A 13,650-nucleotide genomic window follows, 5' to 3' on the forward strand; every position below is an offset into this window, starting at 1 on the left:
CATGGGTGAGGTCTTCGCCGGACGGTACGAACTGGTCGACCCCATCGGGCGCGGGGGCGTCGGCGCGGTCTGGCGCGCCTGGGACCACCGACGGCGCCGCTATGTGGCCGCCAAGGTCCTCCAGCAGAGAGATGCCCACGCGCTGCTGCGCTTCGTGCGTGAGCAGGCGCTACGCATCGACCATCCCCATGTACTCGCGCCCGCCAGCTGGGCCGCGGACGACGACAAGGTCCTGTTCACCATGGACCTGGTCGCCGGGGGCTCGCTGGTCCATCTCGTCGGGGACTACGGCCCCCTGCCTCCCGCGTTCGTCTGCACCCTGCTCGACCAGCTGCTGTCCGGGCTCGCCGCCGTGCACGCGGAAGGGGTCGTGCACCGGGACATCAAGCCCGCCAACGTGCTGCTGGAGGCCACCGGCACCGCCCGGCCCCGGCTGCGTCTGTCGGACTTCGGCATCGCCATGCGCCTCGGAGAGCCGCGGCTGACGGAGACCGACTACGTGGTGGGCACGCCCGGCTATCTCGCGCCCGAACAACTGCTGGGCTCGGAACCCGACTTCCCGTCCGACCTGTTCGCCGTGGGCCTGGTCGCGCTGTATCTGCTCCAGGGCGCCAAGCCGGACGCCAGGGCCCTGGTCGAGCGCTTCACCACCCACGGCACCCCCGGGGCACCGCGCGGTGTTCCCGCGCCGCTGTGGGAGGTCGTGGCGACGCTGCTGCAACCGGACCCCGCCGCGCGCTTCCGCACCGCCACGGGGGTGCGCAAGGCTCTCGGCTCGGCCAGGGAGCTGCTGCCCGAGCCGGGCGACGATGACGACCAGGTCGAGATCTTCGACCAACTCGGGCCGCTTCCGGCGGGATTCGGACCCGAGGGACCGCTGGGCAGGGCGTCGGGGGTGACGGGGGGCGCGGGGCGCGGATCGGGCGCCGCCCTCGGCCCGTCGGGCGCCGCGGCCGGTGGTGCGCCGACGAGCGGCGCGGGAGCCAGTGGCGCGGGGACAAGCGGCGCGGCGTGGGCCGCGTCCGCGGGAGCCGGCCCGCGGCCGTCGCACGGCAGCCCCGCCATGACCGAGGGCGGACCGGCGCCGCTCACGACCGGCGCGATCCCGCCACGGCCGACCGCTGCCCCGGCGGCGTCCGGCACACCCGCCCCCCTGCCTGTCGCACCTCCCCCACCTGCCGCCTCTTTCAGCCCGTCCCCATCAGTCCCTTCGCCCGTTTCCACCCCTTCCGGCACCCCTACGCCCCCGCCGCCCCCGGCCGGCCCGCACACCCCCACGCCTCCTCCCCCTGGCCACGGCACCGGCGCCCCCGTCGCAGCGCCCGGGCCGCCTCCCCCCGCCGTACGACCGCAGGCCGCGCCGAGCGGCGTACCGCCCAAGCCGGCCGCCGATCCGACGCCCCCCTCACGGCCCTCCACGATGTCGGACACCGGAAGCTTCCCGCTGCCGCCGCCGCTGCCACGAGCGGCGCGCGGTGCGGTGCCGGGTGCGCCCGGGCATCCGCCCACGCCCCCCGCCACCGCCGTGGCCCCGGCTCCGGCGCCCGCGTACACGGCCCCCGCCCCGCACCACGAACCCACGCATGTGCCCGCCCCCGGCCCGCACACGGCCGCCGGGCAGACGACCGCCTACGCGGCTGCCGTGCCGTCGCCGTACGCCCCCACCCGGCCGCAGCGGGTCGCGCGGCACGGCAGAAGGGCTGCCGCCCGGCGCGCGGGACCACCGGCGAAGGTCGCCGTACCGGTCCTGCTCCTCGCGCTCGTCTGCTACGCGGTGGGCTTCTGGGCCCTGGCCCGGATCTGAGCGGCGCTCACCCCCACCGGCGGCGCCCCCGCCGCCTGGCGGCGACGGCCCACAGCCCGAGCCACAGGACCAGCGCGCTGCCGGTGCCGATCCCGCCCACGGCGACCATCCTCATCGCGCGGGTGTCCTGCGCCGCCACCCTGCCAGCGCCGTTGGGGGCGGTGCGATGCGATGACCCGCCGGGACCCTTGCTGCTGCCCGCGTCGTGCCCCGCCCCCGCCCCCGCCGCCGCCTGCTCCCGGTCCGCGGCCGTGACCTCGAACACATCGCGTGGCACAGGCCGCCCGGCGTACACCGGCCCGGCCACCGGTGTGCCGCTCACCCGCACCCGCAGCGTCAGCCCGAACGGGCCGTTGCCGAACCGTTCCGCCACGGGCGCCCCGAGGTGGACGGCCAGGTAGTACCAGCCCGCGAACCGCATGCCGCTCGCGCGGCTGCCGACGGCCCCGCGGTTGGCGTAGTCGACGGGTGGCAGCGGATCCAGCGCCGCCGAGCTCCGGGTGCCGCCGTACCCGGCGTCGGCGTCCTCGACGTAGGCCCGGACGGGGTTGTAGAGCGTCATGGCCAGGGCGGTGCCGACATATCCGCCGCCGCCCCCGGAGCCGCCCATCTCGGCGGTGGCGGAGAGCTGTTGTCCCCAGTCGACGGGCACCTTGTAGAAGAGGGTCTGGCCGGGTCTGATCCCGTCCTGCCAGACGCCCTGCCCCACAGCGCCGGCCGTGGCGAAGCCCGCCCCGCCCGCGCGCCGCGCGGCCTCGCCGAGGACGGGCTCGGGGGGCGCGGAGTTGCGGGTTCGGAGCGGGGTGGGGGCCCCCGGCCGGCGCGGGGCGGGCTCGGAGACGTAGTCCAGTTCGAGGTCCCAGCCGACGGGCAGGGCGGCGGTCAGATCGCGTCGTTCGACGACCATGTAGTACGCCCCCGCCTTCTTGCACCCGTAGGTGCCGGGGCCGGTCTCGCGCGAGGCCCAGGCGGCGATCGGATGGGGGCTCTGGGTGGGGCCGAAGTACGAGGTGCCCGAGGAGCACGTGGTGCCGTCGGCGTCCTGGACGGACACCTTGAGGCCGTCGGAGGAGGTGACCCGCGCCCCCGCCCGCGGCACGGCCGTCGCGGAGACATAGGCGTGGGCGGAGGCGTCGAGATCGAGACGGTAGTAGCGCTTGGCCCCCGGAGGCAGTGCGCTCCGGTAGGTGTGTCCGGGATCCAGGCGTACGGCGTCCGTGGTGCCCGTCGCGCCGGTGACCGTCTGGGCGTCGCGGGCGAACGCGTACGGGGCGGGCATGCCGTCGCCGGCCGCGGAGGCGGGCGCGGAGGCGGGCGCGGCCCGCGCGGGAAGCGCCGATGCCGCGCCGAGCGCCACCGCCGCGCACAACGCCATGGCCGCGTGCACCGGCGTACGGCCGCGCCCCGGGGCTCCGCAACCCGCTCTCGTACGCCGTTTCCCCACGCTGCACCCCCGCCGTGCTCCGCCGTCCCGGACCGCCGCCCATCCTGCCCCGCACTCCACGGCGGCGCTCCGGTATTTCGGACGAGCGGCCGAAACGCCCCCTGAGGGGCCGGGGAAACACAAAACCCCGACCGCACCGGCGGTCGGGGTTTGCTCTGCTGTCTGTTGTCCGTGAGGACTCACGAACCCGTGGGCACGGAGTCGGTCGCCTCCGTCCACAGATCCTGCTCGGCGCGATCCGCCTGGATCTGGCGGTACACGAGGAGCCCGCCGATGGCGGCCAGTGCGACCAGGAGAAGCTTCTTCACCGCGCGACCTCGTCTTTCCTTGACGTAGGGGACTTCTGGCGCCCGACTATACACACCGATCGATATCGATCGGTGACCTGAGCCGGTGCTCAACTCCGGTCCGGCGCACCGCAGTACGGCCGGGCGCCCCTCGCGCGTCACCGCGTGAGCATCCCTCACAGAGGGTGATGTTCGGCACTCTCCCTCGCCTTTCCTGACTTTTCCGGGTCTTGTGCGTCCATCCGAGTGGTGTTCATCCGAAGATCGACGCGCCACGGGCGTCGGTCCACCACTTCGAGAGCCCCATACACATCATGAGGAAAGTACGCAAATCGCTCGACCCGAAAGTGAGGGGTCATGGCCCGCACCAAGGTCATGAAGCTGTGGACCGCCGTCGTCACCGCCTTCCTCGCGCTGTTCACCGCGCTGGGATTCATCACCACGACCACCACCGCCGCCGCCGCGGAGGTACCCCACAGCCAGCCGGTCCGCAACAGCAGCGCCGCCCCGGTGACACCGACGCGACCGGCTCACGGACGCTGGCCCCGGGATCGGTCCCTACCCCCCACGATGAAACAACGGATCCACGCCGAGGCTCACGGTTCCTCCCCGAACTGCCGCCATCGAATGCCGGTCTCCGCACCGACGCTCCGCCTGGCCCGCTGCGCCCTCAGAGTCCCCAGCCGGCCCGCCGATCCTCCTGAAACGACCGTACGGCTCCAGCACTGACCAGACCCCGGCCGCGCCCCCGTCCCCCCGGAAGCGCCGCGGCCGCACCCCGGGCGACATGCGTACACTCCCAGGGCGAACGGCCCGGCACCTGCTCCCAGGCGCCGGGCCGTCGACGCGCGCGAGCACAGGGCTCGAAGGGCCGCTCGCTCACCAGATAGGAATAAAGGGAGCAAATAGGGCAATGTGGAATAAGTCACATACGGCCCGCGTTGTCCCCGACTGGGCAGTCAAAGGCAACCGCACACACTCCAGGAGAAACCGTATGACCCATGGAGCGGCGCACGCGCTCGATCCCGCACTGCACGCCGACCCCGCCCTGGCCGTCGGCTGTTCTGTGTGCAACGGCTGGGGAAGCGTGATCGACCCCGAGGGGCACCACGCACTGTGTCCCGCATGCCAGCCCGATCGACAGCCGCTCGCCGAGGGTGGGGACTGAACATCAGCCGTGGATGCCGAGAATCCCCACCAGGATCGGTTGGGGTTCCTGGCCGTGTCTCTCACCTTGTCGCGCGGTCACGGACCCGACGGTGGCCGGTTCGCCCGCGTACTGGCCGAGCCCGCCGGGTACGCCGTCTCCGCTGTGAGCCCTGGATGCAAAAGACCCCCAGCCGTGATCGGTTGGGGGTCTTCTCACTGGTGGGGCTAACAGGATTTGAACCTGTGGCCTCATCCTTATCAGGGATGCGCTCTAACCAACTGAGCTATAGCCCCGCCGCGCTCTGCGGTGTGTGTCCCGCGCGCTGACCCCTGAAGATTAGCGCACGACGTGGGAAGTCCCAAAATCGGTTACCCGGGGCAGACGGCCGGACCGCCGGGGTCCGGACCTCGGGTGGCGCCGCGGCCCCGGGGCCCGACTCACTCGTCTTCCGCCAGCGTCAGCTCGACGCCGCCCACGAAGCCCGCGGAGAGGTTGTAGATGAACGCGCCGAGCGTCGCGAGGGCGGTCGCCAGGATCACGTCGATGACCGCGATGACCGTCGTGAAGATGAGCACGTTCGGCAGGGACAGGAACGACTGGAGGTCGAAGCCGTTCGACTCGTTCGAGCCGGTGGCCTCCGAGATGGTCCCGCCGACGGTGGAGAAGACGCCCATGGCGTCCATGACCATCCAGAGCACCGCGGCCGCCACGATCGTGCAGATGCCGAGCGCGATGGAGAGCAGGAAGCTGACCTTCATCACCGACCACGGGTCGGCCTTGGCCACCCTGAGCCGGGCCTTGCGGGTGCGGGGAGTGGTGCGCGCGCCCGTTCGGGGCCGGCGCACGGCGCCCGTCGCCGGCTGCGCCTCGTAGGCCTGCGGCGGGTGGTAGGGCCCCGCGGCCTGCTGCGGCCGGCGTTCCCCCGGCAGGGGCGAGGCTCCGGCCGCCTGTGCCGCGGCGGGCTGTGCCTCCGGCGCGGCCTGCTGGGCTCCGGGAGCGGCCGGGCCCGCTCCCGCCGCGTACTGCTGCCGGGTCTGCGGGCCTCGGGTGTCCGTCACAGTTCCCCCCTGGGATCCATGAGAGTCATGGGAGTGCGTCGGCTCCGTGGCGGAGCCACGGCCGCCGCCGTCCGTGTCCGTACCGGCCGATCCGGCGCCCGTGGCTCCGCTCACGCTGACTCACTCCTCGTGCTACTCGGCCGAGGGCGCCTCACCCTCGTCCGTGCCGGTGGCCGCGCCCTCGGCGGTCTCGTCCACGGCATCGTCACCGTCGACCTCCTCCGCCTCACGCCCCGCCTCGGCGTTACGTGCGATGCCGACCACGGCATCGCGCTTGCCCAGGTTGATCAGTTGGACGCCCATGGTGTCACGGCCCGTCTCCCTGACCTCGTTGACTCGCGTACGAATCACACCGCCCGACAGCGTGATGGCGAGGATCTCGTCGGTCTCCTCGACCACCAGCGCGCCGACGAGCGAACCACGGTCCTCGACGATCTTGGCAGCCTTGATGCCGAGGCCGCCGCGACCCTGGACGCGGTACTCGTCGACGACGGTCCGCTTCGCGTACCCGCCGTCGGTGGCAGTGAACACGAACGTACCGGGTCGAACAACATTCATCGAGAGAAGCTCGTCTCCCTCGCGGAAACTCATGCCCTTGACACCCGAGGTGGCGCGGCCCATCGGGCGCAGGGACTCGTCGGTCGCGGTGAACCGGATCGACTGGGCCTTCTTGCTGATCAGAAGCAGATCGTCATCGGGCGAAACCAGCTCGGCCCCGATCAGCTCGTCATCGGAACCGTCCTCCATCTCGCGGAGATTGATCGCGATGACACCGCCGGAGCGCGGCGAATCGTAATCCTTCAGAGGCGTCTTCTTCACCAGACCGCCCTTGGTGGCGAGCACCAGGTACGGCGCGGCCTCGTAGTCGCGGATGGCGAGGATCTCGGCGATCGACTCGTCCGGCTGGAAGGCGAGCAGGTTCGCGACATGCTGGCCGCGCGCGTCCCGGCCGGCGTCCGGCAGCTCGTAGGCCTTGGCGCGGTAGACGCGGCCCTTGTTGGTGAAGAACAGCAGCCAGTGGTGGGTGGTCGACACGAAGAAGTGGTCGACGATGTCGTCTTCCTTGAGCTTCGTGCCGCGCACGCCCTTGCCGCCGCGCTTCTGCGCGCGGTAGTCGTCGGTCTTGGTGCGCTTGATGTAGCCGCCGCGGGTGACCGTGACGACGATGTCCTCCTCGGCAATGAGGTCCTCGATGGACATGTCGCCGTCGAAGGGCACCAGCTGGGAGCGGCGGTCGTCGCTGTACTTCTCGACGATCGCGGCGAGTTCCTCGCTGATGATGCCGCGCTGTCGGACGGGCGACGCGAGGATCCCGTTGTACTCGCGGATCTTCGCCTGGAGCTCGTCGTGCTCCTGGACGATCTTCCGACGCTCCAGGGCCGCGAGGCGGCGCAGCTGCATCTCGAGGATGGCGTTGGCCTGGATGTCGTCGATCTCCAGCAGGCTCATCAGGCCGTCGCGGGCGATCTCGACGGTGTCGCTGCGCCGGATGAGCGCGATGACCTCGTCGATGGCGTCCAGGGCCTTCAGCAGACCGCGCAGGATGTGCGCGCGCTCCTCGGCCTTGCGCAGCCGGAAGCGCGTACGGCGGACGATGACCTCGATCTGGTGCGTCACCCAGTGGCGGATGAACGCGTCCAGGGACAGCGTGCGCGGCACGCCGTCGACGAGCGCCAGCATGTTGGCGCCGAAGTTCGTCTGCAGGTCGGTGTGCTTGTAGAGGTTGTTCAGGACGACCTTGGCGACCGCGTCCCGCTTGAGCACGATGACCAGGCGCTGGCCGGTACGGGAGGAGGTCTCGTCGCGGACGTCCGCGATGCCGCCGATCTTGCCGTCCTTGACCAGGTCGGCGATCTTCTGCGCGAGGTTGTCCGGGTTGACCTGGTAGGGCAGCTCGGTGACCACCAGGCACTGGCGGTTCTGGATCTCCTCGACCTCGACGACCGCGCGCATGGTGATCGAGCCGCGGCCGGTGCGGTAGGCCTCCTCGATGCCCTTACGGCCCACCACCAGGGCGCCCGTCGGGAAGTCGGGGCCCTTGATGCGCTCGATGAGGGCTTCGAGCAGCTCCTCGTGCGAGGCCTCCGGGTTCTCCAGGTACCACTGGGCGCCGGCCGCGACCTCGCGGAGGTTGTGCGGCGGGATGTTGGTCGCCATGCCGACGGCGATACCGGCGGAGCCGTTGATCAGCAGGTTCGGGAAGCGGGACGGAAGGACGGTCGGCTCCTGGGAGCGGCCGTCGTAGTTGTCCGTGAAGTCGACGGTCTCCTCGTCGATGTCGCGGACCATCTCCATGGACAGCGGCGCCATCTTGCACTCGGTGTAGCGCATGGCGGCCGCGGGGTCGTTGCCCGGGGAGCCGAAGTTGCCGTTGGAGTCCACCAGCGGCATCCGCATCGACCACGGCTGCGCGAGGCGGACCAGCGCGTCGTAGATGGAGGAGTCGCCGTGCGGGTGGTAGTTGCCCATGACGTCGCCGACGACGCGGGCGCACTTGTAGAAGCCGCGCTCGGGCCGATAGCCACCGTCGTACATCGCGTACAGGACTCGGCGGTGTACGGGCTTCAGACCGTCCCGCACGTCGGGCAGCGCACGCGAGACGATGACGGACATCGCGTAGTCGAGGTACGAGCGCTGCATCTCCGTCTCGAGCCCGACGGGCTCGATGCGCACAGTGGTCTCGCCGCCCTCTTCGGGCGTCACTGGAGTGTTCTCGTCGGCCATTGCTGGTGAAGATCCTTCCTGGTTCGGTCAGCTGGGACCGACTCAGATGTCGAGGAAGCGGACGTCCTTGGCGTTGCGCTGGATGAAGGCGCGGCGCGCCTCGACGTCCTCGCCCATGAGGACCGAGAAGAGGTCGTCGGCCTGGGCGGCGTCGTCGAGGGTGACCTGGCCGAGGACACGGTGGTCCACGTCCATGGTGGTGATGCGCAGCTCCTCGGCGTTCATCTCGCCGAGGCCCTTGAAGCGCTGCACCGAGTCGTCCCTGATCCGCTTGCCGTTGCGGCGGCCCAGCTCGATCAGCGCGTCGCGCTCGCGGTCCGAGTACGCGTACTCGAAGTCGTCCCGGCCCCACTTGATCTTGTAGAGCGGGGGCCGGGAGAGGAACACGTGCCCGGCCTCGACCAGCGGCCGCATGAAGCGGAACAGGAAGGTCAGCAGGAGGGTGTTGATGTGCTGGCCGTCGACATCGGCGTCCGCCATCAGGATGATCTTGTGATAGCGGAGCTTGGAGATGTCGAAGTCCTCGTGCACGCCGGTGCCGAAGGCGGAGATCAGCGCCTGGATCTCCTGGTTCTGCAGGATCTTGTCGATCCGCGCCTTCTCGACGTTGAGGATCTTGCCTCGGATCGGGAGGATCGCCTGGTACTGCGGGTTGCGGCCGGACTTGGCCGAGCCGCCGGCGGAGTCACCCTCGACGATGAAGATCTCGCACCTGGTGGGATCGTTCGACTGGCAGTCGGACAGCTTGCCCGGCAGCGACGCGGTCTCCAGCAGGCCCTTGCGGCGCGTGAGGTCACGGGCCTTGCGGGCCGCCACGCGCGCGGTGGCCGCTTGGATGCCCTTGCGGACGATGTCCGTGGCCTCGTTCGGGTTGCGGTCCAGCCAGTCGTTGAGGTGCTCGTAGACCGCCTTCTGGACGAAGGTCTTCGCCTCGGTGTTGCCGAGCTTGGTCTTGGTCTGGCCCTCGAACTGCGGCTCGCTCAGCTTGACCGAGATGATCGCGGTCAGGCCCTCGCGGATGTCGTCGCCGGTGAGGTTGTCGTCCTTGTCGCGCAGCAGCTTCTTGTCGCGCGCGTACTTGTTGATCAGCGAGGTCAGCGCGGCCCTGAAGCCCTCTTCGTGCGTACCGCCCTCGTGGGTGTGGATGATGTTGGCGAAGGAGTACACGCCCTCGCTGTAGCCGCTGTTCCACTGCATCGCGACCTCGAGGGACAGGCTCTTGTCCCGGTCCTCGGCCTCGAGGTCGATCACGGTGGGGTGCACCACGTCTCCCTTGCGGGAGTTGAGGTACTTCACGAAGTCGACGATGCCGCCCTCGTAGTGGTACGTGACGGTCTTGACCTCGGCCTTCTCGTCGGCACCCGCCTCGTCCGCCCCGGTCGTGGCCTTCGCCGACTCGCGCTCGTCGGTGAGCCTGATCGTCAGGCCCTTGTTGAGGAAGGCCATCTCCTGGAAGCGCCGCGAGAGCGTCTCGAAGGAGTACTCGGTCGTCTCGAAGATGTCCGGGTCGGCCCAGAAGGTGACCGAGGTGCCGGTCTCGTCGGTGGGCTCGTGCCGCTGGAGCGGCGCCGTGGGGACGCCCATCTTGTAGTCCTGCGTCCAGCGGTAGCCGTCGGTCTTGACCTCGACGGAGACCTTGCAGGACAGGGCGTTCACGACGGAGACACCGACGCCGTGCAGACCACCGGAGACCGCGTAGCCGCCGCCGCCGAACTTGCCGCCTGCGTGCAGCACGGTCAGCACGACCTCGACGGCCGGCTTGCCCTCGGAAGGGACGATGCCCACCGGAATACCGCGGCCGTTGTCGACGACACGCACGCCGCCGTCGGCGAGGATCGTCACGTCGATCGTGTCCGCGTAGCCGGCCAGCGCCTCGTCGACCGAGTTGTCGACGACCTCGTACACGAGGTGGTGCAGGCCGCGCTCACCGGTCGAGCCGATGTACATGCCGGGTCGCTTGCGGACCGCGTCCAGACCCTCGAGGACGGTGATGGCGCTGGCGTCGTACGACGCGGTTACCTCGCCGTTCGAGCTGGTCGCCGCTCCGGCGTCGGTGGACGGGATGTTCTCGTTGGGGTTGCCGGAATCGGCCACGAAGCGCCCTTTCTGGCACAGCACAAGCCAGGCTCGTCGGCGGTTTGCCGGAGCGGCTGCGGCATGTTGCGTTGGTAAGCCTTGATCAGCGTTGCTCAGCGTTACCCGGACGGTCCCCACGATCGGGGCGGGATTGTCTCCCAGTCTACCGGTAGCGCCGACAGTGATGGGGGTTTGCCGGTACCTGGCTCCGCATGTGCCGCCCTCAACCGGTCTCGCCCGACTCCCCATATGCGGAACGGGTCTCCAAGAGGCTCTACGAGGCACTCAGCGCTTCCGGCTGTCAACCCTTCGCAATGCCGGAGTCCGGTGGATGTTCGCAACCGCGCGCGGGCACAGCGAAAGGGCCGCCGGCGCCTTGCGTCCGACGGCCCGACGTGATGTCCGTCACCCGTAGGTGTCGCCGGGGCCCGTGCTCCCCGGGGCGCGCAAGGGACCGAAGCGGCGGGCGGGGCCGCCGGGACCATGGACCTTGATCAACCGGACCGTGCCGTGCCCGAGGTCCTCGTTCAGGCGCGCGACCAGCTGCGGGGCCAGCAGTCGCAGCTGCGTGGCCCATGCCGTGGAGTCGCACCCCACGGTCAGGACGCGCTCGTCCTCGTCGTACCGCTGCGGGACGCAGTGCTTGGCGAGGTCCTCGCCGACGATCTGCGGCCAGCGGCCCATCACACCGCCGACCGCGGCCGGGGTCTCCCAGCCGCGCTCGGTGATCAGCCGGTTGATGGCCGCCCCGAGCGCCATGGGGTCCCGGCGGTCGGCGCGCGCGCCGGAGCGCAGGCCGCCGCGCCGCGCCTGCTTCTTCTGCTGTGCCGCGTCCCCCCGCGCGCGTGCCTGTTCCCTGGCCGCCCGGAGCGCCACGCGCGCGAGATCCACACCCGACAGCTCGGAGGTCTTCTCGGGTGCGGGCTCGTCGGTGCTCATGTGCGCTCCACGGTGCCGTCGGACACGGCGTACCGCGTCCCCGTCAGTACGTGCGGTACGTCGTCCTCGACCGCGGCGGTGACCAGGACCTGCTCGCCGGGCGCCACCAGTTCGGCGAGGCGCTCGCGGCGGCGGGTGTCCAGCTCGGCGAAGACGTCGTCGAGGACGAGCACCGGCTCGTTGCCCTCCGCACGGAGGAGGTCGTACGACGCCAGGCGCAGCGCCAGCGCGTAGGACCAGGACTCGCCGTGGGAGGCGTATCCCTTGGCGGGCAGCTGACCGAGTTTGAGGAGCAGATCGTCGCGGTGGGGTCCCACCAGGGTGACGCCGCGCTCGATCTCCTGCCTGCGGGCCTCGGCAAGCGCGGACATCAGCTGCTCGTAGAGGGCCTCCCGGGCGTGGGCCTCACCGGGCGCGGAGGGCTTGTACTCCAGGGCGAGCGGGCCGCCGCCGGGAGCCAGCTGCTCGTACGCCTTGTCGGCGAGCGGCTGGAGCGCGGCGATCAGGTCGAGGCGCTGGGCGAGCAGCTCCGCACCCGCGCGCGCGAGGTGCTGGTCCCAGATGTCGAGGGTGGACAAGTCCGCCCCCTGGCTCGAATTCGATCGCCCGGGAGGTGCCCCCGTCCGTCCGCCGTGGCGGCGGGCCAGCGCGGCCGTCTTCAGGAGGGTGTTGCGCTGTTTGAGGACCCGGTCGTAGTCGGAGCGGACACCCGCCATCCGCGGGGTGCGCGCGGTGATCAGCTCGTCCAGGAAGCGGCGCCGCTCGCCGGGGTCGCCCTTGACCAGCGCGAGGTCCTCGGGCGCGAACAGCACGCTCCGTACGATGCCGAGCACGTCTCGCGGTCTGACCTGCGAGGACCTGTTGATACGGGCGCGGTTGGCCTTGCCGGGGTTCAGCTCCAGTTCGACGAGCTGCTGTCGGTCGCCCTGCCGGACCTGCGCCCGGATGATCGCGCGCTCGGCGCCCGTCCGGACCAGGGGCGCGTCGGAGGAGACACGGTGGCTGCCGAGGGTGGCGAGGTAGCCGACCGCCTCCACGAGGTTCGTCTTGCCCTGGCCGTTGGGGCCGACGAACGCGGTGACGCCCGGGTCGAGCGGGACCTCGACCCGGGCATACGAGCGGAAGTCGGCCAGCGACAGATGCGTCACGTGCATGGTGGTTCGCCGACCTCCCCCAGGGGTTGTGGACCGCGGGGCGGTCCTGTGGATTACTTCTTCTCGACCGCGTGGCCGCCGAACTGGTTCCGCAGCGCCGCGATCATCTTCATCTGCGGCGAGTCGTCCTGCCGCGAGCTGAAGCGCGCGAACAGCGACGCCGTGATCGCCGGCAGCGGCACCGCGTTGTCGATCGCGGCCTCCACGGTCCAGCGGCCCTCGCCGGAGTCGGCCGCCCAGCCGCGCAGCTTGTCCAGGTGCTCGTCCTCGTCGAGAGCGTTGACCGCGAGGTCCAGCAGCCAGGAGCGGATGACCGTGCCCTCCTGCCAGGAGCGGAAGACCTCGCGGACGTTCTCCACGGAGTCGACCTTCTCCAGCAGCTCCCAGCCCTCGGCGTAGGCCTGCATCATCGCGTACTCGATGCCGTTGTGGACCATCTTCGCGAAGTGGCCCGCGCCGACCTTGCCCGCGTGCACCGAGCCGAAGTCGCCCTCGGGCTTGAGGGCGTCGAAGACCGGCTGCACCTTGGCGACGTTCTCGGCGTCGCCGCCGTACATCAGCGCGTAGCCGTTCTCCAGGCCCCAGACACCGCCGGAGACACCGCAGTCGACGAAGCCGATGCCCTTGCCCGCGAGTTCCTCCGCGTGCCTCTCGTCGTCCGTCCAGCGGGAGTTGCCGCCGTCCACGACGACGTCACCGGGCTCCAGCAGCTTGGCCAGCTCGTCGATCGTGGACTGGGTCGGGGCACCGGCCGGAACCATCACCCACACCACGCGCGGGCCCTGCAGCTTGTCCACAAGCTCTTCGAGGCTGTGGACGTCGGCGAGGTCCGGGTTGCGGTCGTATCCGATGACGGTGTGGCCTGCGCGGCGGATCCGCTCACGCATGTTGCCGCCCATCTTGCCGAGGCCGACGAGACCGAGCTCCATCAGTTGTTCCTTAGGTTGCGATGGCATGAGGGCACTTTCGTACCTGCGTCCGAGCCTAAACCCGGGTGCTCATGCACACCTGTGG

General features: G+C 70.7%; 11 protein-coding genes and 1 tRNA gene. 3 read left to right on the forward strand and 9 right to left on the reverse strand.

Translation table 11 applies throughout. The annotated features are described in order from the left end of the window. Window position 1: 1 nt before the first annotated feature. Window positions 2-1,804 (forward strand): serine/threonine-protein kinase, encoded by a 1,803-nt coding sequence (locus ACIP94_RS11155; protein ID WP_402422769.1) that lies wholly within the window; start codon window positions 2-4, stop codon window positions 1,802-1,804. A gap of 7 nt (window positions 1,805-1,811) precedes the next feature. On the opposite strand, the gene ACIP94_RS11160 is transcribed toward ACIP94_RS11155, so the two are convergent. Continuing rightward, window positions 1,812-3,191, reverse strand: coding sequence for a hypothetical protein (locus tag ACIP94_RS11160; protein ID WP_402422772.1), 1,380 nt, complete (start codon window positions 3,189-3,191; stop codon window positions 1,812-1,814). Window positions 3,192-3,427: 236 nt separating this feature from the next. After that, entirely contained in the window at window positions 3,428-3,556 is a 129-nt protein-coding gene (locus tag ACIP94_RS11165; protein WP_003999697.1) for a DLW-39 family protein, read from the reverse strand. 336 nt (window positions 3,557-3,892) lie between these two features. Between ACIP94_RS11165 and ACIP94_RS11170 the strand changes: the two genes are divergently transcribed. Together ACIP94_RS11170 and ACIP94_RS11175 are read left to right on the forward strand one after the other, a co-directional pair. Next, window positions 3,893-4,264, forward strand: coding sequence for a DUF6344 domain-containing protein (locus tag ACIP94_RS11170; protein WP_402422775.1), 372 nt, complete (start codon window positions 3,893-3,895; stop codon window positions 4,262-4,264). A gap of 265 nt (window positions 4,265-4,529) precedes the next feature. After that, window positions 4,530-4,703, forward strand: coding sequence for a hypothetical protein (locus tag ACIP94_RS11175; RefSeq protein WP_402422778.1), 174 nt, complete (start codon window positions 4,530-4,532; stop codon window positions 4,701-4,703). A 198-nt stretch (window positions 4,704-4,901) separates the two neighbouring features. On the opposite strand, the gene ACIP94_RS11180 is transcribed toward ACIP94_RS11175, so the two are convergent. The 7 genes from ACIP94_RS11180 to gnd form a co-directional block, all read right to left on the reverse strand. Further along, window positions 4,902-4,978, reverse strand: a tRNA-Ile gene (locus tag ACIP94_RS11180). 144 nt (window positions 4,979-5,122) lie between these two features. Then, entirely contained in the window at window positions 5,123-5,857 is a 735-nt protein-coding gene (locus tag ACIP94_RS11185) for a DUF3566 domain-containing protein (RefSeq protein WP_402422781.1), read from the reverse strand. An 18-nt stretch (window positions 5,858-5,875) separates the two neighbouring features. Continuing rightward, window positions 5,876-8,467 carry a DNA gyrase subunit A gene (gene gyrA, locus ACIP94_RS11190; RefSeq protein ID WP_402422784.1) on the reverse strand — a complete coding sequence of 864 codons (2,592 nt, stop codon included), beginning with the start codon at window positions 8,465-8,467 and terminating at the stop codon, window positions 5,876-5,878. Between the two features lie 42 nt (window positions 8,468-8,509). Continuing rightward, window positions 8,510-10,585, reverse strand: a complete 2,076-nt coding sequence (gene gyrB / locus ACIP94_RS11195; RefSeq protein WP_402422787.1) for a DNA topoisomerase (ATP-hydrolyzing) subunit B — start codon at window positions 10,583-10,585, stop codon at window positions 8,510-8,512. A 363-nt stretch (window positions 10,586-10,948) separates the two neighbouring features. Then, window positions 10,949-11,482, reverse strand: coding sequence for a DUF721 domain-containing protein (locus tag ACIP94_RS11200; RefSeq protein WP_402422789.1), 534 nt, complete (start codon window positions 11,480-11,482; stop codon window positions 10,949-10,951). Continuing rightward, window positions 11,479-12,636 carry a DNA replication/repair protein RecF gene (recF, locus tag ACIP94_RS11205; protein ID WP_402422791.1) on the reverse strand — a complete coding sequence of 386 codons (1,158 nt, stop codon included), beginning with the start codon at window positions 12,634-12,636 and terminating at the stop codon, window positions 11,479-11,481. The genes ACIP94_RS11200 and recF overlap by 4 nt, the downstream gene beginning before the upstream one ends. 53 nt (window positions 12,637-12,689) lie before the next feature. Beyond that, on the reverse strand, window positions 12,690-13,565 hold the full coding sequence (gnd, locus tag ACIP94_RS11210; RefSeq protein ID WP_402423075.1) for a phosphogluconate dehydrogenase (NAD(+)-dependent, decarboxylating): 876 nt from the start codon (window positions 13,563-13,565) through the stop codon (window positions 12,690-12,692). Between the last annotated feature and the right edge of the window lie 85 nt (window positions 13,566-13,650).

This window comes from Streptomyces sp. NPDC093261 (assembly GCF_044753645.1).
Taxonomy (GTDB): domain Bacteria; phylum Actinomycetota; class Actinomycetes; order Streptomycetales; family Streptomycetaceae; genus Streptomyces.